We start from the raw sequence: 24,633 nt of genomic DNA, 5'->3' as shown, positions 1-24,633 counted from the left end.
GGATCCCGGGTGACCCGGGTACCGGTCAGGCGTTGACGGTTGGGTTGATCTCGGCGACCAGCATTGACCCGAGGACCCTGGCGTACCGCACGCCAACCGAGCAGCTTACCGACCGGCGTCCCCGCAGGTCAAAACGGCCGCCACCGCATCGAATGCGCGCAGTGTGTCCAACATGTGCGGCTCGTGCGAGTGCGGCTGGGTGGACACCTTGGCGGCGACGACCTCCGCGGCGCGGTTGACGTAGATCATCTGGCCGCACATGCCCAGGCACAACACGACGTTGCTGCCCGGATAAGGAACCCACACCTGGTTGCGGTACATCCCGCCGGGCAGTTCGGTGTCCCCGGGGCAGGCGGCGAACGCCGCGCGCGAGCCGGGGCCCCCGTCGAGGGTGTCGGCGATCCACGCCGCCGGCACCACCTGCTCGCCCGTCAACGAGACGCCGTCGCGCAACAGCAGCGTCCCGAACCGGATCATGTCGGTCAGGCAGGCGCTGACGCCGCCGTCGAAAAACCCGGTGCCGACCGCGTCGACGGCGATGGTGGCGTCGCATTGGGCCCCGATGCGGCTCCACAGCAGCTCCGACATCAGTTCGGGCATCCGCCGGCCGCCGGCTACCTCGCAAATCCAGCCGAGCACGTCGGTTTCGCAAGAGCGATATTCGAAGGGGCCGCCGTGCGCCGACTTCTGCCGCAGGGTGAGCAGGAAATCCTGCAGCGTCGCGGGGCCATCCACGGTCCTTGGCGCCCACCCCATCGCCTGATCGAGAAGGTGGATTTCCGCGGTCGGGTCGAGGGGATTCTCCGAGAACGCGATGCCCGACCTCATGTCCAGCAGGTGACGCACCGTCGCCCCCGCATAGCCGCAGTTCGCCAGGGCGGGCACGTAGGCCGTGACCGGTGCGTCCGGGTCGATGGCGCCGGCCTCGTGCAGCGCTCCGACCACCGCGGCCACCAGCGACTTGCTCACCGAGAACAGCAGGTGCCGGGTTTGCGCGCTCATGCCGTCCAGGTATTCCTCGGCCACCAACGCACCGCGGTGGGCGACGGCCCAGCCGTCGGTGGCGGTGGCGGCCATCACCGCGCCGACGGTGGTGGAGGAACCGTCCGTGGTGGTCGTTGCGATGTCGGCGATCGGGGCGGTGGCGGTGGGCAGCGACGCGACGGGCCCGGTCCCGCGTGAGATGGGCGCGGTCGGCACGAAGTCGTCGACGTGCTGGAAGGACCAGTGCGCGTACGGCGCCGACAGCCAGTTGTCCAGGGAGATACCGGCCGGGGCTTCGCTCACGCGCGTGCGACGAGCCGCGAGACGATCGGCGCGGCCGGCGACAGCGGCGTCGAGACGAACTTCGCCTTCATGCCCCGCACCCAGCGCTGGCAGCGCTCGCTGAGCTGATAGTCGTCGGTCTGCAGGTGCGAGCGGGTGACCAGCACGCCGAGTTGGGCGCCCTCGGAACGTAGGTCGCCGGGCGCCGCGACCCGCATATAGAAGGCCTCCGACCCGTCGAGCAGCGTGGCCCAGTCGTTGGCGGTCCGCGAGAAGGAGACCCGGCCGTCATCGTCGATCCGCCATACCCCGGTGCGTGGCGTCGCGGTGAAGATCTCCAGATCCGGCGACGTCTCGGTGATGATCACCTGGCCCCAGACCTCGTCCTCGCCGTAGCCGCGCTCCCAGCGCGCGTTGATCTCGTCGATGTCGAGCTCGTACTCCACGTCCATGTACTCGAGCAGGTGGAAGAGGAACAGCGGCATGTCGGCGTAGGCCTCGGTGGTCAGGTTCGTCATCGGGCTGGCGCCGCTCAGCCGCGGATTCACCTCGCCGAGGTAGAGCTCGTCGGAGTCCAGGTCGTGCAGCAGGTCCACCTCGAAGTAGCCGAGGTAGCCCTCGCGGCGCATGACGTCGCCGAGCTTGGTCACCATTTCTCGCGCGGCGTGCGTCTGGGCCGGCGGCAGCACCTCGTGCCAGATGTCGTTGCCACACCAGCTGCCCCGGCTCGGCGTCAGCTCCGAGTAGCCGACCAAACTGGTCATCGCGGGGCCGACGACGGTGCCGTGGCGGGTCACGGCGCCCTCGAGGCACACCTCGACGTTGCGGATGCGCTTCATCACCTTGAGTTCCTGCCCGACCAGGTCGCCGGCGTGCTCGTCCCAGTCGCGCTGGCCGTGCACGAAGAACGTCCCGCTGCCGGCGTTGCCGTAGGCGATCGAGATGACGAGGTCGTCTCCCAGGTTTGCGTCTTGGGCGAGGGCCAACAGTTCGTCGTAGGAGCCGGCCCGCCCGATCGTGTTGGGCACGCTCGGGACGCCGGCCTCGTCGGCCAGGCGCGTCATCACGATCTTGGAGCCCAACCGATTGCGTAGCTCGATCGGTGGGTGCATGACCTCGAGACCAGCCGAGCGCGCCTTGGCCTGGATTTCCTCGTTCATCATCACAAAGCAGCATTTGCCGCCGGGACCCTTGCCCCCGATGAAGTCGAGCGTCTCGGGATCGGACAGCAGGTGGCTGCACACGTCGTCCATGGAATCGAAATCGCGGCGGTCGCGGCGGCGCGGCACGAACACCCGCGAGTGCGTGCCCTCGAAAGAGTCAAAGTAGGTGAGGTAGAAGAAGTTTCGTATCCAGCGGTCAACGCCGAGCAGGTTGAACGGGGTCGGAGAGATGAAGTACAGCGGCACCTTATTGGTGTGAAAGAACGCGCGTATGTCCGAGAGGCCATTCAGCGGGGGGCGCGGCCCCGGGGCGCCGGCGGTGGCGCTCACGCCGGTTGCGGTGACGTCGTGGCCAGGCGCCGCGGCAGGGGCAAAAGCGCTGCGGTCAGCGCGACGCTGGTGTCCTCGTGAACCTCCATGCCGTCAATTGTGCACGGGCACATGGCCGGGTGGAAGTGCTGGGCTCGGGGCGTGACTGTGTGGTCCCGGCGGCTCTCCTTCCGCAGGGACCACACAGGGTCTGTTTCGGCTACCTGGCCCAGACGCCGGCCGCCCGGCGGTCGGCGTCTGCCACCTCTTGCGCACCGTCGCGCACCGCGTGTCCGAGGTCGACCAGGATCTCATTGAGTGCCGTGGCGGCCTGGTGCCACTTCAGCTGCTCGGCCTGATACGCGGCCGCGGCTTCGCGAGTCCAAAGTTGTTGCAGCGGAGCGATTTGTGACCGCAGCTCCTCCAGCGCGGCGTTGAAGCGTGTCGACGTGGTGTGAATCTCCTGGCGAACCGAGTGCTCGATTTCGTCGAAGTTGTACGACAGCACGGGATCCATGGGCAGTCCTCTCGATCACAGGTGTCCGCCGGTGGCGGCGATGCGGTGCGCATGGCTCTGGCCGGCCTCCTGCAGCGCAGCCTCGTTGTGCCGAATGGTCTCGGCGATGTCGTGCAGAACGCGATAAAGCCGCATCGACTCGGTGTTCCAGCGATCCACGACATCTTTGAACCGCACGGCCGCGAGCCCACCCCACACCGACGGCGGCACAGCGCTCATGCGGCCGATGAATGCCTGCAGCAGCGCCCGGATTTCTTCGTTGCGGGTATCCGTGGTGGCCGCGACGGACCGCATCACGTCGAAGTCGGTGCTCAGGGTGTTGGCGCTCGTCGGTGTGCTCATACCTATTCCGACCGCTGCGGGGCTGGTTTGGTTCCCTCCGATATCGCGCGGGCCGACCGCACCGCCTGCTCGCACACCTCGCGGACCGCGTCCTCGCCGCCCGGACGGCTCTGGCATCCCACGCTGATGCGCACCGGCCCGTCGAGCAGCACCGTCCACCGCACTTGGTGGCCGGCGCGCAGTTCACGGTAGGTCACCGCGGGCCGTCCGGCGCTGGTTCCGGACGGGTTGAAGTCGACAAATATCCCGGCCGGCTCGGCGTCGATGGCTCGCTTCAACCGCTCGGCCGTGCGGCTGAGCGTCTCGCCGGGGATCGGAGTCTGGGTGACGTGCAACGCCACCTCGGGATCCGACGGCGACGTGAGCTCTACCCGCGCCGAGCCGGGCCCACCGGTTAGGCGCCGCGTGGACCAGTTCGCCGGAACCGTCACCGCGACTTGACCTTCCACCAAGAATGTCGTTGCCGGCTTGGCCGCATTCGGCATCTCGCGCCGACCGGCCGCGCCCACCGCGGGCACCGCCGCGACCACGACGACGCCGGCCGCCGCCAGCCAACCCAGCCGCCGCGCGGGCGATCGAGAATCACGAGCAATGTCGGTTGACGGCGGCTCGCCGCAATCCCACCGGTGCAGCGACGCTAGGCGGGCCAGTTGCCGCAGCCGTGCGTCGTCGATTTCGATCACCTTCTGGGCGCCGCGATGACGTACCGCCTCGGCGATCGATGTCGTGAGCGCCGCCATGCCGTCGTCCGAGGCATCGATCACCACGACCGCGCGCTTCGTCGCGGCGGCCAGGCTCGCGACCTCCTGCGCGACGAGCGTCGGCCGCATCGTGCGCGGCACGGCGACCACCTCGCCGCCGGGGGCACTAGTGACCGCCACTAAGCGCTCGGCGATCTCCACCACCGTCGCGTCCGGTCCGGTGTCCGACCATCCCTGCGCCAACAACCACGACCGCGGTTGCGCCGCTAGGTCATTGGGCCGCGGCGCGGCTGTGGTGAGCACGCCGATGCGCGCCGGCGGCCACCACGACGGATGAATTATAGTCAGGCCGTTGCTGCCGTCGCAGGGCAGCGACTCCAGCACTGTTCGCCACAGCGATTCGACGGCGACCGGGCGCTCCCCCACCAGCGCGACCCGATCGTCTATCGCTTCCAGCGCCGCGCGCATCTGGGCATCGTCGATCACGCTTGTGCCACAACATAATCGGCGGATGCTTCCGGGACCCACTTCAATGATCGCGCGATGTGGGCTCACGGCGGACTCCACGCCACCTGAACTAGCCGCTCGTCGCCGGTGCGGGTGATCAGAACGCCGCGCCCCGGTGGCAGCGGTTCGGGGCGGACGGAGCCGAGCAGCGCCCCGTCGGCGCCGCGCCCGCTCATCATTAGTCCCGCGCAGCCGAAGTCCCGCAGGCTCGCGAGCACCGGCTCGAACAACGCCCGGGCCGCGCCGCCGCTGCGCCGCGCCACGACGAGATGCAACCCCAGATCCCGCGCGTACGGCAGGTATTCGAGCAGGGGCGCCAACGGATTTCCCGCCGGGCCGGCAACCAGATCGTAGTCGTCGATCACAACATAGAGGTCCGGTCCGGACCACCATGACCCGGCCCGCAATTGCGCCTGGCTCAGTTGCGGTGAAGGCATGCGGTGGCGCAGCCGGTCCAGGAAACCGGGCAGCGACGCCTCGAGCGCCGCGGGCGACATGGCATAGCCGGCGCAGTGTTCCGACTCGACGACACCCAGCAGCGTGCGCCGAAAGTCGACAATCAACAACTGGGCCTGCTCGGCTGTCCTGGTTCGGACGATCTCACGGCACAAGGTGCGCAGCACGGCGGTCTTGCCGCAGTCGTTGTCACCGATCGCCAGCAGGTGCGTCTCTTGCTTGAAATCGACTGCCACCGGCCGCAACTGACGTTCCTCGATGCCGAGCAAGATGCCCACGCCAGAGGTGTCACCGGCCTGCCGCACGACGGCGTCATGATCCACCCGAGCGGGCAGCAGCGGTATTGGCGGCGCGAGCAAAGCGCCGTGGCGACCCGGCAGGTCACCGACGTCGATTGGCAGCGCGATCAGCATGTGCAGTCCGTCGGGAGTGAGGCCGCGGCCCGGCCTATCGTGGGGCACTTGCCGCGCCTGCCGGCGGTCCAGCTCGGAATCGGCGGGATCGCCCAGCCGCAGTTCGATGCGGGTACCCAGCTGGTCCTTCAGCGACGGCCTGATCTCCGCCCAGCGCGATGCCGACAGCACCACATGCACACCGAACGAGAGTCCTTGCACCGCAAGCGCAGTGATCGATTCCTCGAGTTCAGGGAACTCATTTCGCACTCCGGTCCAGCCGTCGACGACGAGGAATACGTCGCCGAACGGGTCGGCATCCACCGTTCGTTGCCGACGGTATCGGGCGATCGAGTCGACATGGTGCTCGCGGAAGAAGGCCTCCCGGGACCGCACGACCGACTCCAGTTCGGCGATCATACGCACCACCAGCTCCGGCTCGGCCCTACCGGCCACCGCACCAACATGTGCCACCGTGCGCAACGAGGCCAGGCCTCCCCCGCCGAAGTCGAGGCAGTAGAACTGCACCTGCGTGGGATCATGGGTCGCGCACAACGCGGTGACCAGCGTGCGCAGCACCGTCGACTTGCCCGATTGAGGCGCGCCGACAATCCCGACATTGCCTGCCGCTGCGGACAATTCGACCATGAGCGGCGTTCTGCACTGGTCGAACGGCCGATCCACGATCCCGATCGGTACGGCCAAACCGCCCGCCGCACGTCCGGCTTGACGCAACAGGGCGCGCAGAGTCGGTGACTCGTGCAGTGGCGGGAGCCAGACCTGGTGCGCGGGCGGCCCATGCCCCGCGACCCGATCCATGATCGCCCGCAGCACAGTGCCTTCCGATGATGCGCCGGCCGGGGCCGCGACCGGCTCGATGTTTCGTGAGGTGAACAGTCGCGCGGTCCGGAGCGCGGACTCCGGTGCGCCGCCCACCAGCGGCCCGGACACGTATGCCGCCCGAAAGCCAACCGACTCGCCCGCCGCGGCACGCAGCAATCCCGCCCCGGGCTCGTTCGGCAGCAGATACGCATCCGGTGTTCCCAGCACGGTTCGTGATTCGCTGGCGGAGAGCACCTTCAGACATATCCGGTACGACAGGTGCGCTTCTAATCCGCGCAACCGTCCCTCATCGAGCCGTTGACTGGCCAACAAGAGATGCATGGCCAGCGAGCGGCCGAGTCGACCGATCGCGACGAACATGTCGGCAAAATCGGGATGCTGGCCCAGCAGTTCGGAAAACTCGTCGACGATGATGAACAACGTCGGCAGGGCGGGCAATTGCGCACCGGCCCGACGCGCCCGCTCGTACGCCGCGACGCTGGCACAGCTCGCCGCCCGCAGCACCTGCTGGCGGCGGTTCATCTCACCGGCCAGCGCGTCACGCATCCGGGCGACCAGGGGCGCTTCCTCGGCCAGGTTGGTGATGACCGCGGCGACGTGCGGCGCCCGCGCCAGGTCGAGAAACGTTGCCCCACCCTTGAAATCGATGAGCAGCAGGTTGAGCACCTCCGGCGAATTGCGCGCCATCATGCCCAGCGTGATGGTCCGCAGCAGCTCGGACTTTCCCGAGCCGGTGGCTCCCACACAGAGCCCATGGGGACCCATGCCACCTTCGGCCGCCTCCTTGACGTCCAGCTCAATCGGTGCACCGTCGATCGTGGTTCCGATCGGCGCGCGCAGGCGATCGGCGTGGGTTCGGTTGTCCCAGAACGTACTAGGATCGAATGACCTGATGTCGCCGATCCCGACCAGACTCGACCAACCCGCCGCTGCGCCCGCGGCCCTGGAGCCGCGTTGGCCGGCCAGCCGCTGCGCACACACCACCGCGTCGGCAAGATCCATCTGGTCGGGACGGACCAGAGCGTCGGCGACGTCCGGGTGCCCAATCGTCAACGGTGCGCCGTCGCGCCCGGCCCCGACCTCCAGGGTGCTGACGGCGTCGATGATCGGCGCGGGCTCGTCGCGGTCGTCCAGGTCGGCGATCAGCACCACGTGCGGCCCGGCCAGACCCTGCAACGCACCGAGCGCTTCGGCCCGAGAGGGATAGATCATGCGGGCGCGGCCCAGCGCATCGGCAACGCTGGGGTGGCCGCTGGGATGGCCGCTGGGATGGCCGCTGGGATGGCCGCTGGGATGGCCATTGTGCGGCAACCATTTCAGCCATTCCCAGTGGGCTCGGTTGCCGTCGCTGACCGCGCCGACGATGAGCAACTCGTCGGGAGCATGCCACACCGCCAGTTGGCAGATCATCGCCCGCAGCAGCGCCCGCACCTGAGCCCGGTCGCCGTCGACAATCACGGTTCCGGGCAACCCGACGGTGACCGGCGCGTGCGCGATGGTCGAGTGTGTGTCGAGGAAGCGCTGCAGTGCCGCGGCGGTGACCGGATCCGACCGCCCGGCGCCCGCGGTCTCCGCGGCCACCAGTCGGGTGGCGAGCGGACGGGATCCGAGGCCGACGCGGACACGGCCGAAGTCGGGGTCGCCGGCCCGCCGGTTCCACATCCGTGGGCCGCCGATCAACGTCCACAGCGCTTCGGGCTCGGGATGGTCAAGGCTTAGCGACAAGTGTTGCGCTGCAGCCGTTTCCATGACGGCCCGGCGCAGCCGACTCAGGTAACCGAGGTATTCGCTGCGATCGGCGGCGATCCCGCGGCGGCCACCGCGCCCGGTTAACGCCGTGACCACGACGGAAGCCAGCATCATCACCGGGAATGCCAAAAACATGGGATTGCGGCCGGCGCCCGATCCCGACAGGAAAGCCGCCGCCATGACGCCCACCGTGGCGAGGGACACGACGACCGGCAGCAGCCGCACCAACGCGGTCGCGGATGCCGTGCTGGGCACTTCGGGAGGCGCGAGCACCACGATGTCGGCACCCGGGGCCATCGGCGGCGGTGCTAGGGCCGCGTTAGGGCTTGCCACGGTTGCAAGACGCTAAGCAGGACCCGAGCCGTCGGCAAGTCACCTGTGGATGGCCGCAGACCACAACGGCTAAGAAGGGATACCGTGCTGCCCGATGTTGTCTGCACCCGATCCGGGGCTGCGCCGCGTCTGCGTGCACGCCGGCACCGCCGTCGTCGACCTGGCCCTGCCGGCCGCCGTCCCCATCGCGAACCTGATCCCGTCGATCATCGACATCCTGGACGACTGCGGTGTCGACAGGTCCGGCGATCGGCCGGGCCGCCCCTACCGGCTGGCTGCGCCCGGCGTTCCTGCGCTACGCGCATCGACGACGCTGGCGCAGAATGACATTCGCGACGGTGCGGTGCTGATCTTGAGCCAAGCCCGTGCCGACCCACCCGCTCCGCGCTATGACGATGTGGCCGAGGCCGTCGCTGCCACGCTCGGGGTGCGCGCACGGCCGTGGACCCGGCGGGCCAGCCGGCTGACCGGCGCGGTCACGGCGGGGTTTTTGACCGGTGTCGGTGGCCTAGTACTCGTTCGAAACGCCCTCGGCGACAACGCCACCCGCGAGGTTGGCACCGCCGCCGGTGTCGCGGGCTTGGCCGCGGTTCTTGGCCTGCTGATCGCGCGGCGCGCGGCTCGGGATCCGATCACCGGGCTCACCCTGAGCCTGCTTGCCACCGCGTTCGCCGCGCTTGCCGGGTTCACCGCGGTTCCCGGCACGCCGGGTGCACCCAACGTGCTGCTGGCCGCGATGGGGGCGGCGGTGGCGTCGGTGCTGGCAATACGGCTGACAAACCGCGACGTCGTCGCCCTAACCGCGGTCGCGGTCTTCGCGATGATCGCGGCCGGGGCCGCTTTCGCGGACGTGCTGACCGCGGCCCCGGTGCGCACCGTCGCGGCCCTGTCCGCGCTGGTTTCCCTTGGCCTGCTGGGGATTGCCGGCCGGGTGTCCATCGCGCTGGCGAGGCTGTCGCCGCACCGACCGGACGACGCACATCTGGGCGATAAGGCGATGCGCGCCGACGCCTGGTTGGCCAGCCTGCTCGCGGCATTCTCGTCGTCGGCCGCCGTCGCCGCCATCGTCACCGCGGCCGCCGCACCAGGCGCCGACACGGAAGCCTTTGCCTTCGTCACAGCCGCCCTGCTGCTGCTGCGTGCGCGGTCGGCGGACGGCACAACGACGCTCGTGTTGGTTGTCAGCGGAATCGCCACTGTCGGAACAACATTCGCGATCGCGTCGGCCGCCGCGCCGGACCGCGCGGCATGGATCACCGCGGCGACGGCGATGATGGCCGCCGCGGCGCTCTGCCTGGGCTTCCTGGCCCCAGCCATGTCACCCGTTCAGCACCGCATCGTCGAGCTGTCGGAGTATCTGGCCTTCCTCGCGATGGCCCCCCTGGCGTGCTGGATATGCGGCTTCTATGGCGCCGTTCGCGCGCTGAACCCGGCATGAGCACCGCTCGGCTGCTGATGGTGTCGGCGCTGGCTGCCGCACTGGCGTTGGGAATGCCTTTGGCGCAAGCGGTTTCGCCGCCGCCTATCGACGAGCGGCGGCTGCCCGGGCCGGCGAGACCGGCGCCCGCACAGCCGACCGCGCAACGCGAGGTGTGCGACGCGCTGAGCGCGAACCCCGCGGAGCCGGGACGCGGCCCCGATCAGCTCGCGGACCTCGACTTGTCACAGGTGTGGCAGCTCACCCGCGGTGCGGGCCAGCGAGTTGCGATCATCGACACGGGTGTTGCGCGGCACCCGCGGCTGCCGAACCTTGTGCCCGGCGGCGACTACGTGTCCACTGGCGACGGCACCCAGGATTGCGACGCGCACGGCACCGTGGTGGCCGGAATTCTCGGCGGTGTCGCCCCCGATGTCACCTTGATCAGCATCCGCCAATCCAGCGCCAAGTTCGCGCCGGCCGACCATTCCGGGCCCGCTGTCGGCGACGTCGACACCATGGCGAAAGCCGTCCGGACGGCAGCCGACCTCGGCGCTTCGGTGATCAACATTTCGTCGGTCGCCTGCGTTCCGGCCGCAACGCAGCTCGACGACCGCGCGCTCGGCGCCGCCCTGGCCTACGCGGTCGACGTCAAGAACGCCGTGGTCGTGGCCCCGGCGGGCAACACCGGTGGCGCCGCACAGTGTCCGGCTCAGCGGCCCGACGCGACGTGGGAGAACGCGACTGTGGCGGTCAGCCCGGCCTGGTACGGCGACTACGTGCTGACCGTCGGGTCGGTGAACGCCGCGGGCACGCCATCGGCATTCACCCTCGCCGGGCCCTGGGTCGACGTCGCAGCGATCGGCGAGGGCGTGACGCTGTTCGGTTCGGGCCCCCTGTCGGGCACGAGTTATGCGGCCCCGGTTGTCAGCGGGCTGGCCGCGCTGATCCGCGCCCGCTTCCCGACGTGGACCGCCCGCCAGGTGATGCAACGGATCGAGTCAACCGCGCATCACCCGCCGGCCGGGCGGGATCCGGTCGTAGGCAACGGCACGATCGACGCCCTGGCCGCCGTCAGCACCGACTTGACCCCCACCACCACTCCGGCGCCGCAAGCCCCACCGGTTGCGGTCAGCCCCCCGCCGCCGCGGCCGTCGGACGGCCGCGTTCGCGGGGGCGCGTTGCGCGGCGCGGCGATCGGCCTGGCCGTCTTGGTGGCGGCGGTGGTCTCGCTACGGGTGCGAGGGCCCCGCGGCACCGTCTCGAGCGACTGACGCGGTGGCCCGGCTGAGTTCCGGTCCGGACGGCAGCGCCGCCAAAACGGCCCATGGCGCGGGCAGCGGTACCGCCGGCAGCCCAAGGCTGTGCGCCGCCTCGTCGTCGTGGATCGCGAATCGGACCCCGACGTCGGTGACGAGGTATCGCGCCCCGCCCTTCGCCGCCACGTAGGCGCTGCGCCCGGGCGGCAGGTAGACCGCATCCAGCGCCGGCCCGGCGCCGTCGGCCTGGGCCAACGTCACCGGCAGTCTGCCGACCGGCACCGGCAGGCCGGTGCCCGTCAGGAACGCGACGCCGCCTGTCCCATCGGACGCCCAGGTCGCGCAATAGCTGGTATCACGCGCGTCGGCGGCCGCCGGAGCCCGATCCGGAAACGTGGACACCGGCAGGGTGGTGGAGATCGGAGCGGCCCGGATCACATCGGGTGCGACCGCGATCACGTTGGCGGCGCGCTGCGAGTCGCTGAAGCGCAACAAGTCCGTTGCCACTTGGCCGATGCGCTGAACTCCGTCGGTCAGCACGGCGTAATACTCGTCACCGTCGCCGCGGCTGATGCGCAGCACGCTGCCGACCGGGAAGCCGGGAAGCCCGCGCGCCGCGCCGCCGGCGCCGCGGATCCGCGGCGCGGTGATCGCCGGTGCCTCCGGAATGGCGTTCAGCAAAGCCCGCGAGACGTTGCGCGGGACTCGGCCCTCCAGCCGCAGCGCGCGCACAACGGCGGCATCGGCCAGATCCACCACAGCCCGGTGCCCGTTGTAGAGCAGATAGGTCGGCGAACCTGGTCCGGCGGCGACGAGCATGCCCCGTTCGGGGGCCAACCGACGGACCGACGATTCGTCCGGCCGTCCGATGACGATCGTCGTCGCCGGGTCGCCCTGCGTGTCGCAGATCGTCCAGGCCGCCTCATCGCCGGTGAGCGGCCGTCCGATCGTCTGCGGCGCTCCCGAAATCCCCAGCAGTGGACCACGTTTGGTACGGCCCAATTCGGACTCGGGCACCGGCTGTGGGTCGGCGTCGGTGGCCGCGATCAACCGCGCCGAGGCCAGGTTGAGTACCGGATGCCAAATATCGCCGACTCGCACATACAGCGCCCCGGAGTCCCGGCCCATCACGATCTGCGCCCGATCCAGCGCCGGCTGCGGTCGCAGCAAACCAGCCAACGCACATCCCGCCAGCGCGAGGCCGGCGAGCACGACCCCCAGCACCCAGGCGGCCGAATGCGCGCGCAGCGGCTCGTCGACCGTGTCGAGATCTCTGCCCAGCAACGCGCACTCGATGCGGCGGAGGAGAAATCGATGACCGCTGACCTGCAGCCAGCTGGTCGGTTGGCGCGGCGATCGACGGTTCAAAATCCTCCCGGAAAATTTGTGCGTACCGGCCTAGCGCGTCAGGTTAAACCGCACGTCGAACAGCGTGTGGTCGGTTATCCACAGCTCAGCGCCGTTTCGTTGTGCCTGGTAGTGGGTAAAATCGGGGGCGTGAATTCCCTTCCATACCGCTCACGTGGCCCTCGGGCGGGCCGCGCGCGGTCGGCAGGTCGCTGGGTCGGCCTCGGCGCTTCGGCACTGCTCACCGCGACCGGGCTGTTAGCCGTCCCGGCCGCCACGCAGGTGGCCGCCGCGGACGACTGCCCGGACGTCGAGGTCATCTTCGCCCGCGGCACCAACGAACCACCGGGGCTGGGCAAGGTGGGCGATGCCTTCGTGGACTCGCTGCGCCAGCAGACCGGCGGCCTGAACATCCTGCCCTACGGGGTGAACTACGCCGCCAGCAAGCTGCAACTGCACGGCGGCGATGGCGCCAACGACACGATCGACCGGGTCAAAAAGAGCGTGGAAAAGTGCCCGAACACCAAGATCGTGCTGGGCGGCTACTCGCAGGGCGCGTCGGTGATGGACATCGTGGCCGGCGTGCCGATCGGCGGCATCAACTGGGGCAACACGCTGCCCCCGCAGTACGCCAACAACGTCGCGGCCGTCGTCACGTTCGGCGACGTGGCCGACCGGGCCGGCGGGTCGCTGCCCACCCAGAGCGCGATGTTCGGGTCCAAGGCGATCGACCTGTGCAATCCCAACGACCCGATCTGCCACGCCGGCCCGGGCAACGACTGGCAGGGACACACCGAGGGCTACGTCCCGGTGTACACCACCCAGGCCGCGGCCTTCGTCGCGTCGAAGCTGCTGGCCGGGACCGGCCGGCAGGTGCCGGGGTTTGGGCCGCCGATCCAGGGTTATCCGCCGCAGCCGGGCTACAGCCCCCAGGGTCCCCTGAGTCCCCAGGGTCCCCAGACTCCCCAGATACCGGGGTACGGGCCGCAGATGCCCGGGTCACCCGGTTATGCCCCGCAGCCGCCCGGTCCCTCCGGTCCCGATGTGCACGGGCCGGTGCCCGCCACGCCGGCACCCGGCCTGGTTGCTGCGGTGCAGTGACGTACTGTCCGTAAGGCTTCAAAATTCCGTAACATCGCGTCAGTGAGGCATGATGCAACCCGAGTGGCCGGTTTCGCGGCCGCGGCACTCCTCGCTCCCGCACTGGTGATCGCCCCGGCCCTGGTTCCTGTTGGGTCGGCGCCGCTGATCCCCGCGGCGTCGGCGGAGTGCCCGGGAGCCGAAGTGGTGTTCGCGCGGGGCCGAGAGGAGCCGCCCGGACTGGGCGCGGTCGGCGACGCGTTGGTCAATTCGCTGCGCGGTAAGACCCGGATGTCGGTCGGAGCCTACGGGGTCAACTATCCGGCGAACATCACCGTCGACAGCGGCGCCAATGACATGGCCGCGCATGTGCAATCGATGGCGACAAGTTGCCCGAACACCCGTGAGGTGCTCGGCGGTTATTCGCTGGGCGCCGAGGTGGCGGACCTGGCGACGTGGAGCCGTATCCCGCCGGGCCTGGATCAGCACGTCGCGGCGGTCGCTTTGTTCGGGAATGGCACCCGCAAGGTTGCCCCCGCCTTCGCGGGCAAGACGATCGATCAATGCGCGCAGGGCGACCCGATCTGTCGCAACGGCACCACGTGGGCGGCCCATCTTCAGCCCTCATACATCGGCTCCGGACTGGTGGATCAGGCCGCCGCATTCGTCGCCGGCAGGCTCTAGTCGCGCGTGCGCAGGTCCCGGGTGATCAAGACCCGCGACGCAAGTTCGTCGTCCGGCGGATAGTCCACGCCGATCAGCGTCAATCCGTGCGCGGGCGCGGCCGCGAAGTCACTGGAACGGTCTGTTGCAGTAAGCAATTTGCGACACCATGCGGCCGTGCGCCGGTGTTCCCCGACGGCCAGCAGCGCGCCGACCAACGACCGCACCATCGACCAGCAGAACGCGTCGGCGGTCACGTGTGCGGTGACCAGATCCCCGTCGCACGACCAGTCGAACCGCTGCAGCTCGCGGATCGTGGTGGCACCCGCGCGGCGACGGCAAAACGCGGCAAAGTCGTTCAACCCCAGCAGTTCTCGCGACGCGGTCGTCATCGCCGCCACGTCCAGTGGGCGTGGCCAGGCGGTGATGTAGCGGGCCAGCTGCGGAACCACCCCGTAGGGCGCGGTCGACAGTCGATATTGGTAGTGACGGCGCAGCGCCGAAAACCGAGCATCGAAACCCGCTGGGGCCCGGGTGATATCAAGGACGCGAACGTCGGTGGGTAAGAACCCGCCAAGGCGCCGCAGCAACGGCATGAACTCTGGATCGTGCGCACGGGGCGAGCGCGCGTAGGCGTTCGGCAGGGCATCGGCGGGCACGTCGACATGGGCCACCTGCCCGCTGGCATGTACGCCGGCGTCGGTGCGACCGGCGGCGTGCAACCGCACCGGAGTGCGAAACACGGTCGTCAGCGCCTCATCGAGGACGCCGGCGACGGTGCGCTGTCCGGCCTGCACCGCCCAGCCCGCGAAATCGGTTCCGTCGTAGGCGATATCGAGCCGAAGACGGACGTCTTCGCTAATTCTCGGGCGCCTCTTCCGGCGCCTCGGCCTGGGCCTCTTCGGCAGCAGCCTCGTCGGCCTGAGCCTCTTCGGCAGAAGCCTCTTCGGCAGAAGCCTCTTCGGCAGGAGCCTCGTCGGCCTCCTCGGCGGTCGGACCGACCGCCGCCTCGGGCTCGATCGCCGCCTGCGGAGCCGCGGCCGCGGCCACCGGGGCCGCAGCCGTCTTTTTCGAGGCTTTCACGCGGCGCGCCCGGTCGGCCTCGGACGTCACCGTCTTCTCCCGCACCAGCTCGATCACGGCCATCGGGGCGTTGTCGCCCTTGCGCGCCTCGACCTTGATGATGCGGGTGTAGCCGCCGTCGCGGTCGGCGAAGAAGGGCCCGATCTCGGCGAACAAGGCGTGCACGATGTCCTTGTCACGGATCTTCTTCATGACCTCGCGACGGTTGTGCAGCGTGCCCTTCTTCGCGTGCGTGATCAGCTTCTCCGCGTAGGGTCGCAACGCCCGCGCCTTGGGCTCGGTGGTCTTGATCCGGCCGTGCTCGAACAGCGACGTGGCCAAGTTGGCCAGCAGGGCCTTCTGGTGCGACGACCCCCCGCCGAGGCGGGGACCCTTGGTGGGCTTGGGCATTGCGACTTCTCCTAAGTGGGGCCGGCCCCCGTATCAGGTAGGGCCGGGACGGACTTCTTCATCTGTGTCCGGTTCCTCAGCGGCCGCTGCACGGCCGCGTCGTCACCGGACGGTCGTTAGAGCTGTTCGGTTTCGGCGTAATCCTGGTCGTCGTAGGCACTCTCGCTGGACCAGGTGCCGGTGGCGACGTCGTAACCCGCAACCTCCGACGGGTCGAAGCTCGGCGGGCTGTCCTTCAGCGACAGACCCAGCTGGTGCAGCTTGACCTTCACCTCGTCGATGGACTTCTGACCGAAGTTGCGGATGTCGAGCAGGTCGGACTCGGTGCGGCTGACCAGCTCGCCGACCGTGTGCACACCCTCACGCTTGAGGCAGTTGTACGACCGCACGGTCAGATCCAGGTCGTCGATCGGCAGCGCGAACGAGGCGATGTGGTCGGCCTCGGCCGGCGACGGCCCGATCTCGATGCCCTCGGCCTCGACGTTGAGTTCGCGTGCAAGACCAAACAATTCGACCAGGGTCTTGCCGGCGGACGCCAGCGCGTCGCGCGGGCTAATCGAACTCTTGGTCTCCACATCGAGGATCAACTTGTCGAAGTCGGTGCGCTGCTCGACACGGGTGGCGTCCACCTTGTAGGTCACCTTGAGCACCGGCGAGTAGATGGAATCGACTGGGATACGGCCGATTTCGGCCCCCGAAGCGCGGTTCTGCACGGCGGGCACGTAACCACGGCCGCGCTCGACGACGAGCTCCACTTCGAGCTTGCCCTTGTCGTTCAGCGTCGCGATGTGCATGCCGGGGTTGTGCACGGTCACGCCGGCGGGCGGCACGATGTCACCGGCGGTGACCTCACCCGGACCCTGCTTGCGCAGGTACATGGTGACGGGCTCGTCCTCCTCGGACGACACCACCAGACCCTTGAGGTTCAGGATGATGTCGGTGACGTCTTCCTTGACGCCGGGCACGGTGGTGAACTCGTGCAGCACACCGTCGATGCGGATGCTGGTGACGGCCGCGCCGGGAATCGACGACAGCAGCGTGCGACGCAGCGAATTGCCCAGCGTGTAACCGAATCCCGGCTCCAGCGGTTCGATGACGAACTGAGACCGGCTGTCGGTGAGGATGTCCTCGGACAGTGTGGGCCGCTGTGAAATCAGCATGGTGTTTCTTCTTCTCCTTCTCGGCACCCGCTATTTGATGCCGTTTGGGTTTTCAGGCCGGCCGGCCCGAAAGTCTGTTACTTCGAGTAGTACTCGACGATCAGCTGCTCGGTGAGCGGCACGTCGATCTGCGCGCGCTCGGGCAGCTGGTGGATCAGGATGCGCTGCCGCTCCCCCACCACCTGCAGCCAGCTCGGGATCGGGCGGTCACCCGCCGTCTCCCGCGCGATCTGGAACGGCACCGTGTTCAGCGATGAGTCCCGCACGTCGATGATGTCGTACTGCGACACCCGGTAGCTCGGCACGTTGACGTGCACCCCGTTGACGCTGAAGTGCCCGTGGCTGACGAGCTGGCGGGCCATCCGGCGGGTGCGCGCCAGGCCGGCGCGGTACACGACGTTGTCGAGGCGGCTTTCCAGGATCTTGAGCAGTTCCTCACCGGTCTTACCGGACTGGCGCGAGGCCTCTTCGTAGTAGCGACGGAACTGCTTTTCCATCACACCGTAGGTGAAGCGGGCCTTCTGCTTCTCCTGCAGCTGCTGTCGATATTCGCTGTCCTTGATCCGCGCGCGGCCGTGCTGGCCGGGCGGGTAGGGACGCTTTTCGAAGGACTGCGAACCGCCGACGAGGTCGGTGCCCAGCCGGCGCGATTTGCGGGTTACGGGTCCGGTGTAGCGAGCCATGACTTATCTCCTCCTAGACCCTGCGTCGCTTGGGCGGCCGGCAGCCGTTGTGCGGCTGGGGAGTGACATCGGAGATCGCACCGACCTCCAGGCCCGCAGCCTGAAGCGACCGGATCGCGGTCTCCCGGCCCGAGCCCGGGCCCTTGACGAACACGTCGACCTTGCGCACGCCGTGCTCCTGGGCCTTGCGGGCCGCGTTCTCGGCGGCCAGCTGCGCGGCAAACGGCGTCGACTTGCGCGACCCCTTGAAGCCGACGTGGCCCGAGGACGCCCAGGCGATGACGTTGCCCTGCGGGTCGGTGATCGTCACGATCGTGTTGTTGAACGTGCTCTTGATGTGCGCGGCGCCGTGCGGGATGTTCTTCTTTTCCCGACGACGGGTCTTCTGCCCCTTCTTGGGGGCAGCGGCTGCCTTCTTGGCGGGTGGCATGGGTTACCTGGCCTTCTTCTTGCCGGCGATGGTGCGCTTGGGGCCCTTGCGGGTGCGCGCGTTGGTCTTGGTGCGCTGGCCACGCACCGGCAGGCCGCGGCGGTGCCGCAGACCCTGGTAGCAGCCGATCTCGATCTTGCGGCGGATGTCCGCCTGCACCTCGCGGCGCAGGTCACCCTCCACCTTGAGGTTGGCTTCGATGTAGTCACGCAAGTGGGTGAGCTGGTCGTCGGACAGATCCCTGGTGCGCAGGTCCTTGTCGATGCCGGTGGCCGCCAGAATCTCGTTCGAGCGGGTGCGGCCGATGCCGAAGATGTACGTCAGCGCGATCTCCATGCGCTTGTCGCGCGGCAGATCGACGCCTACTAGTCGTGCCATAGGTGGCGTTTCCTCTTGTCTCATGCGGAGGTCTTTTCCCAGCCCGTTCCCGATCTGGATCGGGGCCCGGCCTCCGTCCGGGCGTGGATAAGCGGCCTATCCGCTCATTGGTGCTGGGAGGTCTGCATTCAGTTGTGTCGTGCGCTTCTGGGTTTTTAAGGGCTATTAGCCCAGGTCAGCCCTGGCGCTGTTTGTGGCGCGGGTCGGAGCAGATCACCATGACCCGTCCGTGCCGACGGATCACCCTGCACTTGTCACAGATCGGCTTGACGCTCGGGTTCACCTTCACGGCAGTCTCGGTCCTGTTCTCTGGGTTCTCGTTACTTGTACCGGTACACAATGCGGCCCCGGGACAGGTCGTAGGGCGAAAGCTCTACCACCACCCGGTCCTCGGGCAGGATGCGGATGTAGTGCTGCCGCATCTTGCCGCTGATGTGGGCGAGCACCTTGTGTCCGTTCTCCAGCTCAATGCGAAACATCGCATTGGGCAGGGGCTCGACCACTCGGCCCTCGACCTCGATGGCGCCGTCCTTCTTGGCCATACTCTCTCAGGAATCCCTCGTTTTAGTTCGTTCTCATCCGCGCCCAGATCGGCGCAGCAGACACCCGGCTTAAAACGTGAGCCGGTGACAGGAAATTCCTAGGAACTGGGCACACAAAAAAGCCGGCGCGGAACCGCACCGTTGGTCAACGATACCCGTATCGCCGCGCTCCGCGCAAAACGCGCTAGGTGCGCGTCAGTGCCAGGATCTTATCGTTGTGGCCTGCGACGTAGACCGTCCCGTCGCGGTCGACCGCCAGGCCCCACGGATAATCGAGGCCGGTGAAGGGCAGCACGATTTGTTCGGCGGAGCCGGCGGGCAATTCCAGCGCCCGATTGCCCTCGCTGTCGGTGACGTAGAGCGCGCCCTTGCTGTCGACCGTCACGCCGCCCGGATCCCTGAGGTCCTTGAAGTTCACCTGCTTTGCCTCTTTGGACCCCCGCGGCAACGCGAGGACCCGGTTATTGCCGCCATCGGCGACATACAGCGTCCCGTCTTGACCCATCGTCAAACCGGTCGGCGCATTCAGGCCGGTAAACGGCACCTGGAATTGCTCCGCCGGAGTCGTCGCATTCTCGGGCAGCCCGACCACCCGATTGTGTCCGGTATCGGTGACGTAGACGGTGCGGGCACTGTCCACCGTCAGCCCCGTCGGATGGCCCAGGCCGGCGAAAGGCAGTTCGATGGGCGTCTTCTGGCCATTCGGCAGCTTCAGCACTCGATTGTGGCCGGCGTCGTTGATGTAGACCGCGCCGGTGTTGTCGGTCGTCACACCGGTCGGACCGCTGAGGGCGGTGTTGATCTCCAACGGGGTCGCCGTGTTCCCACGCGGGGCCAAAACCCAGATCCGGTCGTGCAGGGTGTCGGCGACGTACACCGTGCCGGTGCTGTCTACCGTCAGCCCTTCCGGCTTGCGCAGCCCGGTGAACGGCAAAGCCGTCTGCCGGGTATTCGCGTGGCTCGCGGTGTAGGTGTCCTGCGGGGAATTCGGGTTTCGCGGATTGTTGGTGTCGAAGCCGATGAGGAAAGCAAGGACGACGGCGACGACGGCAAGCACGGCGGTGGCCGAGATGACCGAGACGACGAGCGTTTTGCTGCGCCAGCGCGGCGCGGCCGGTTTCGCCGGTGGCGGAGGCGGACCGATGGGGCGCGGTGGGACCGGCCGGCGCGCGGCAGGCTCTCGGGACGCGACCGGCGGGGCTGGCCGAACATTGGGGTCGGGATAGGCGTTCGGTGCTGACCGTCGCCCACCATCCAAAACCTCGGTGTCGCGCGGCCCGTTGACCGAGTGCCGGGATGTCGGTTGTCCAGCCGGCTCCGGTGTCACCGGGATCGGCGTGGTGATGACCGCGCAGGCGGCTCGCGCCAATTCGGTGGCGGTTTGGTACCGCTCGCGGGGGTCTTTGGCCATGCCCTTGGCGATGATGTGGTCGAAGGCGGGTCCCAGCGCGTGGTTGGTTCTCGACGGCCGCGGCGGCGGGCTGAAGAGATGATTGGCGAGCTGTTTCTCCAGTTCGTCGCCGGGAAATGGCTGCCGTCCCGTGAGGCATTCGTAGAGCACACAGGCCAGTGCATAGATGTCGGAGCGGGCGTCCACCGGCGGCGCGTCGGGCTCATTGGGCTTGAACCGCTCGGGGGCCATGTAGTGGAAGGTGCCGATCACGTCGCCGAGGGTGGTCAGTCCTCGCTCGCCGATCGTCTGGGCAATCCCGAAATCGATCAGACACGCGTCGTCGTCCTCGTCGATCAAAATGTTCGACGGCTTGACGTCCCGATGCAGCAGCCCGATCTTGTGCGCGGCCTGCAACGCCTTGGCGATCTGCTCGATGATCCGCACCGCGCGGGCCGGCGCCAACGGGCCGTGGTCCAACATGGCCGCTAAGTTGGTCCCCTCGATCAGCCGCATATCCACGAACAGGCGGCCGTTGACCTCCCCGTGGGTGTGGATCGGCACGATGTAGGGGCTGTTCAGGCGCGCGGCCGCGTGGGCCTCGCGGCGGAACCTCTCCTGGAACACCTCGTCTTTCGAGATCTCGGCAGGCAGAATCTTGATCGCGACCGTCCGGTCGATGACGGTGTCGTGAGCGCGCCAGACCTCGCCCATACCGCCACGTCCCAGCAACTCGATCAGCTGGTACTTCCCGAACGAAGTTTCAGGCACCGTGCCCTCCGACGGCAAAGCATTGGCAGTTGACTCAGCACGATAACGTGCTACCGACATCGTTGCAGGTGTTTGAACACGCCGTAACCCTGGAGCCGAGTTCGAAACAATCCCGCTCCGCCGTCCAACGGACCGGCCCGTCGACCGACCGTGCGCGGCGGCTGAGCGGGTTGCCAGCAAAACGACTTTGGTCGACGTCGCCGACGAGAGCCGCCCACTCGACCCGCCACCGGGCGCCTGACGAGGGCATACTTGACGACGATGACTAGTCCTGATTCAGGTCCTGTTCCCCAGTCACGCAAACCCGTGTTGTTGACGGTCGACGACGATCCGTCCGTGTCCCGCGCGGTGGCCCGGGACCTGCGACGCAAATACGGCGAAGAGCACCGGATCGTGCGCGCGGAATCCGGCCACGACGCCCTGGACACCCTCAAGCAGCTCAAACTGCGCGGCGAAACGGTCGCCACCCTCATCGCCGATTACCGGATGCCGCAGATGACCGGCATCGAGTTCCTGGAACGGGCGATGGACCTGTACCCGCTGGCCCGACGGGTGCTGTTGACCGCCTACGCCGACAGCCACGCCGCCATCGACGCGATCAATGTCGTCGACCTCGACCACTACCTACTCAAGCCCTGGGATCCGCCGGAAGAGAAGCTCTATCCCGTCATCGACGAATTGTTGGACGCCTGGAAGCAGGCGCCCGAGCACCCCATCCCGCACACCAAGGTGATCGGGCACCGCTGGTCGGCCCGGTCCTGGCAGGTCCGCGACTTCCTGGCCCGCAATGGGCTGCATTACTCCTGGTTTATGGCCGACGAACCCGACGGTGAGCGGCTGCTCAACGCCGCCGGCGCCGACCACCGGCGGCTCCCGGTCGTCGTCACCGAACGCGGGGACCCGCTCGTCGAACCCACCGACGCCGAACTGGCCGCCAAGCTCGGCCTGACCACCACCCCGTCGCAGGATTTCTACGACCTGATCGTCGTCGGCGGCGGGCCGGCGGGCCTGGCCGCCGCGGTGTACGGCGCCTCCGAGGGGCTGCGCACCGTGCTCATCGAGCACACCGCGACGGGCGGTCAAGCCGGGCAGAGCTCACGCATCGAGAACTACCTGGGCTTCCCCGACGGGGTGTCGGGCGGACAGCTGGCCGACCGCGCCCGCCGACAGGCGGAGAAGTTCGGCGCCGAGCTGATCACCGCCCGCAAGGCAACCGCCCTCGAGATCAATGGATCCAAGCGCACGGTGCGGTTCGCCGACGGCGGCTCGGTCGACGCACACGCGGTCATCCTGGCCACCGGTGTTTCCTACCGCCAGCTGGCGGCCGAGGGCTGCACGGAGCTGACCGGCTGCGGCGTCTACTACGGGGCCGCGGTGTCCATCGCCTCGGACTGCGAGGGCGAAGAGGTCTACGTGATCGGCGGGGCGAATTCGGCCGGCCAGGCCGCGATGTACCTGTCGCGGACGGCCAAATCGGTCAATATTGTGGTGCGCGCGCCGTCGCTGGAGGCCTCGATGTCCTACTACCTCATCCAGCAGATCGAGGCGAACCCGAAGATCAACGTCCTGACCTGCACCGAGGTGCAGCGCGCCAGCGGCGACGGCCACCTGGAGACGCTGACCCTGATCAACAACAAAACCGGCGACGTCGAGGAGGTCACCTGCGGCCGGATGTTCATCTTCATCGGGGCCGCGCCGCGCACCGACTGGCTCGACGGGGTACTGGCCCGCGACGACCACGGCTTCATCCTCACCGGTCCGGACCTGCGCAACGTGTGCGGGTGGACGCTGGACCGCCCGCCGCATCACCTGGAAACCAGCATCCCGGGGGTGTTCGCCACCGGCGACGTCCGCGCGACGTCGGCAAAACGGGTCGCGGCCGCGGTGGGCGAAGGGTCGATGGCCGTCATGCTGGTCCACCGCTACCTCGCGGAATCATGACCGCATCATGACCACCAAAGTGCCGTGTGAGCCCGACGAGCTGCGCACGCTGTTCCTGTTCGAGGCCCTGACCGACGAGCAGCTCGCGGTGCTGTGCAGCAACGGGCACATCGAGCACTACCAGCCGGGGCCGATCTGCGTCGAAGGCGAACCGGCGACGTGCTTCTACGTCCTGATCGAAGGGGAGCTGACGATGTCCAAGCTCTCCGGCGGCCAGGACATCGAAACCAACCGCACCTCGCAGCGCGGCGTGTATTGCGGTGCCTGGCGGGCGTTCACCGGCGGCAAGCAGAAAAGCTACGACGCCTCCGTGCACGTCACCAAGCCGTCGCGGTTCTTCGTGATGGACGCGCCGGTGTTCGCCCAGTTCATGCGCGACCAGTTCCCGATGGCGGTGCACCTGCTGGACGGCATCGCCGTCGGAACCGACCGGACCCGCCGCATCATCGACAATCGGGAGAAGCTGCTGGCATTGGGCCGGTTGTCGGCCGGGCTGACCCATCAGCTGAACAACCCGGCCGCGGCCACCGCGCGCGCCGCCGCCGAGTTGCGCGGGCGAGTCGCCGGGATGCGTCAGAAGCTTGCCATGCTCGCCGATGGCACCTTCACCTCCGACGCGTTACGCGCGTTGGTGCGAATGCAACAGGAGGTGGTCGAGCAGGTCGCCAAGTCCGCCTCGCAGGAGTTGAGCGCGCTCGAGGCCACCGATCGCGAGGACGCCGTCGGCGAGTGGCTGGAAGAGCACGGCGTCGAGGACGCCTGGGATATCGCACCGACGTTCGTCGAGGGCGGTATCGACACCGATTGGTTGGAACGGATCTCCGCCGGGGTTGACGAACTCCCGTCGACCTCGTTGGCGGGGGCCATCCACTGGTTCAACTACACCGTCGAGATCGAGCTGTTGCTGAACCAGATCGCCGAAGCGAGCAAACGCATTTCGGCGTTGGTAGCCGACGCCAAGCAGTATTCGCAGATGGACCGGGCCCCGTTCCAGGTGGTCGACGTGCACGACCTGCTGCGCAGCACGCTGTCCATGTTCGCCGACCGGCTGGGCAAAGACGCCAAAGCCCCGAACGCGATCACGGTGGTCAAGGATCTCGACAAATCCCTTCCCGAAATCCCTTGCTATCCAGGCGATCTCAACCAGGTGTGGACCAACATCATCGACAACGCGCTCGCCGCGATGGGCGACGAGGGCGGCACGCTGACCATCCGAACCTGCCGCGAGCAAGAGACGATGGCCCGGATCGAGATCTGCGACACCGGCCCGGGCATCCCGGAGGACGTGCGCCAGCACATCTTCGAGCCGTTCTTCACCACCAAGCCGGTCGGTGAGGGCACCGGGCTCGGACTGGATCTGGCGTTCAACATCGTCGTCAAGAAACATCGCGGGGATCTGCGAGTGGAATCCGTGCCGGGCGAAACGAGGTTCATCGTGCTGCTGCCGCTTGAAACGGCTCCCCTCGTCGACGATGTCGTGGATGACGCCGTGGATGACGCCGCACCCGAGGAATAGCGCCC

Annotated in this window: 22 protein-coding genes; 6 read left to right on the top strand and 16 right to left on the bottom strand. The window is 68.2% G+C overall.

The features are described from left to right. Positions 1–105: 105 nt before the first annotated feature. The 6 genes from G6N66_RS03430 to eccCa all read right to left on the bottom strand — a co-directional run bounded on the left by G6N66_RS03430 (position 106) and on the right by eccCa (position 8,542). Positions 106–1,287 (bottom strand): serine hydrolase domain-containing protein, encoded by a 1,182-nt coding sequence (locus G6N66_RS03430; RefSeq protein WP_085233520.1) that lies wholly within the window; start codon positions 1,285–1,287, stop codon positions 106–108. Further along, the gene (locus tag G6N66_RS03425) at positions 1,284–2,759 is read right to left on the bottom strand and encodes a biotin carboxylase (protein ID WP_085233519.1); all 1,476 of its coding nucleotides are present in this window, start codon (positions 2,757–2,759) and stop codon (positions 1,284–1,286) included. Before G6N66_RS03425 ends, G6N66_RS03430 begins: the two co-directional genes overlap by 4 nt. Positions 2,760–2,958: 199 nt before the next feature. Continuing rightward, complete coding sequence (locus G6N66_RS03420) at positions 2,959–3,261, bottom strand: WXG100 family type VII secretion target (RefSeq protein ID WP_139825261.1); 303 nt, start codon at positions 3,259–3,261, stop codon at positions 2,959–2,961. Positions 3,262–3,270: 9 nt separating this feature from the next. Then, positions 3,271–3,597 carry a WXG100 family type VII secretion target gene (locus G6N66_RS03415; RefSeq protein ID WP_085233517.1) on the bottom strand — a complete coding sequence of 109 codons (327 nt, stop codon included), beginning with the start codon at positions 3,595–3,597 and terminating at the stop codon, positions 3,271–3,273. A 2-nt stretch (positions 3,598–3,599) separates the two neighbouring features. Beyond that, positions 3,600–4,853 carry a type VII secretion-associated protein gene (locus G6N66_RS03410; RefSeq protein WP_085233595.1) on the bottom strand — a complete coding sequence of 418 codons (1,254 nt, stop codon included), beginning with the start codon at positions 4,851–4,853 and terminating at the stop codon, positions 3,600–3,602. Continuing rightward, complete coding sequence (eccCa, locus tag G6N66_RS03405) at positions 4,850–8,542, bottom strand: type VII secretion protein EccCa (protein ID WP_085233516.1); 3,693 nt, start codon at positions 8,540–8,542, stop codon at positions 4,850–4,852. The genes G6N66_RS03410 and eccCa overlap by 4 nt, the downstream gene beginning before the upstream one ends. A 130-nt stretch (positions 8,543–8,672) precedes the next feature. On the opposite strand from eccCa, the gene eccD reads away from it, so the two are divergent. Together eccD and mycP are read left to right on the top strand one after the other, a co-directional pair. Further along, positions 8,673–10,016, top strand: a complete 1,344-nt coding sequence (gene eccD / locus G6N66_RS03400) for a type VII secretion integral membrane protein EccD (RefSeq protein ID WP_085233515.1) — start codon at positions 8,673–8,675, stop codon at positions 10,014–10,016. Continuing rightward, a complete protein-coding gene (gene mycP, locus G6N66_RS03395) occupies positions 10,013–11,269 on the top strand; it encodes a type VII secretion-associated serine protease mycosin (RefSeq protein WP_085233514.1) in 1,257 nt (418 codons plus the stop codon). Before eccD ends, mycP begins: the two co-directional genes overlap by 4 nt. On the opposite strand, the gene eccB is transcribed toward mycP, so the two are convergent. Further along, positions 11,228–12,622 (bottom strand): type VII secretion protein EccB, encoded by a 1,395-nt coding sequence (gene eccB / locus G6N66_RS03390; RefSeq protein WP_085233513.1) that lies wholly within the window; start codon positions 12,620–12,622, stop codon positions 11,228–11,230. The genes mycP and eccB overlap by 42 nt on opposite strands. A 216-nt stretch (positions 12,623–12,838) precedes the next feature. Between eccB and G6N66_RS03385 the strand changes: the two genes are divergently transcribed. Beyond that, entirely contained in the window at positions 12,839–13,702 is an 864-nt protein-coding gene (locus G6N66_RS03385; RefSeq protein WP_232079454.1) for a cutinase family protein, read from the top strand. A 42-nt stretch (positions 13,703–13,744) separates the two neighbouring features. Beyond that, positions 13,745–14,365: a cutinase family protein gene (locus G6N66_RS03380; protein WP_085233512.1), complete on the top strand. Its 621-nt coding sequence runs from the start codon at positions 13,745–13,747 to the stop codon at positions 14,363–14,365. Here G6N66_RS03380 and truA read toward each other — a convergent pair. From truA to G6N66_RS03335, 9 genes are all read right to left on the bottom strand, one after another. Then, positions 14,362–15,252 (bottom strand): tRNA pseudouridine(38-40) synthase TruA, encoded by an 891-nt coding sequence (truA, locus tag G6N66_RS03375; protein WP_232079453.1) that lies wholly within the window; start codon positions 15,250–15,252, stop codon positions 14,362–14,364. The genes G6N66_RS03380 and truA overlap by 4 nt on opposite strands. Next, on the bottom strand, positions 15,203–15,817 hold the full coding sequence (gene rplQ / locus G6N66_RS03370) for a 50S ribosomal protein L17 (RefSeq protein ID WP_085233510.1): 615 nt from the start codon (positions 15,815–15,817) through the stop codon (positions 15,203–15,205). The genes truA and rplQ overlap by 50 nt, the downstream gene beginning before the upstream one ends. Before the next feature lie 116 nt (positions 15,818–15,933). Continuing rightward, the gene (locus G6N66_RS03365) at positions 15,934–16,977 is read right to left on the bottom strand and encodes a DNA-directed RNA polymerase subunit alpha (protein WP_085233509.1); all 1,044 of its coding nucleotides are present in this window, start codon (positions 16,975–16,977) and stop codon (positions 15,934–15,936) included. Between the two features lie 77 nt (positions 16,978–17,054). Continuing rightward, positions 17,055–17,660, bottom strand: a complete 606-nt coding sequence (rpsD, locus tag G6N66_RS03360) for a 30S ribosomal protein S4 (RefSeq protein ID WP_085233508.1) — start codon at positions 17,658–17,660, stop codon at positions 17,055–17,057. A 13-nt stretch (positions 17,661–17,673) separates the two neighbouring features. Next, on the bottom strand, positions 17,674–18,090 hold the full coding sequence (gene rpsK, locus G6N66_RS03355) for a 30S ribosomal protein S11 (RefSeq protein ID WP_085233507.1): 417 nt from the start codon (positions 18,088–18,090) through the stop codon (positions 17,674–17,676). 3 nt (positions 18,091–18,093) lie between these two features. Continuing rightward, on the bottom strand, positions 18,094–18,468 hold the full coding sequence (gene rpsM, locus G6N66_RS03350) for a 30S ribosomal protein S13 (RefSeq protein WP_085233506.1): 375 nt from the start codon (positions 18,466–18,468) through the stop codon (positions 18,094–18,096). 175 nt (positions 18,469–18,643) lie between these two features. Further along, complete coding sequence (rpmJ, locus tag G6N66_RS03345) at positions 18,644–18,757, bottom strand: 50S ribosomal protein L36 (protein ID WP_003879483.1); 114 nt, start codon at positions 18,755–18,757, stop codon at positions 18,644–18,646. 31 nt (positions 18,758–18,788) lie between these two features. Then, positions 18,789–19,010, bottom strand: coding sequence for a translation initiation factor IF-1 (gene infA / locus G6N66_RS03340; protein ID WP_003418601.1), 222 nt, complete (start codon positions 19,008–19,010; stop codon positions 18,789–18,791). A gap of 184 nt (positions 19,011–19,194) precedes the next feature. After that, positions 19,195–21,171 carry a serine/threonine-protein kinase PknD gene (locus G6N66_RS03335; RefSeq protein WP_139825259.1) on the bottom strand — a complete coding sequence of 659 codons (1,977 nt, stop codon included), beginning with the start codon at positions 21,169–21,171 and terminating at the stop codon, positions 19,195–19,197. 261 nt (positions 21,172–21,432) lie between these two features. Here G6N66_RS03335 and G6N66_RS03330 point away from each other — a divergent pair, with 261 nt between their 5' ends. Further along, a complete protein-coding gene (locus G6N66_RS03330; RefSeq protein ID WP_085233504.1) occupies positions 21,433–23,112 on the top strand; it encodes an FAD-dependent oxidoreductase in 1,680 nt (559 codons plus the stop codon). Between the two features lie 7 nt (positions 23,113–23,119). Continuing rightward, entirely contained in the window at positions 23,120–24,628 is a 1,509-nt protein-coding gene (locus tag G6N66_RS29950) for an ATP-binding protein (RefSeq protein WP_085233503.1), read from the top strand. Positions 24,629–24,633 lie beyond the last annotated feature (5 nt).

The organism is Mycobacterium conspicuum, assembly GCF_010730195.1.
GTDB classification, from domain to species: domain Bacteria; phylum Actinomycetota; class Actinomycetes; order Mycobacteriales; family Mycobacteriaceae; genus Mycobacterium; species Mycobacterium conspicuum.
Note: the sequence above shows the minus strand (reverse complement) of the source record. Positions and strands in the feature narration are given on the sequence as shown.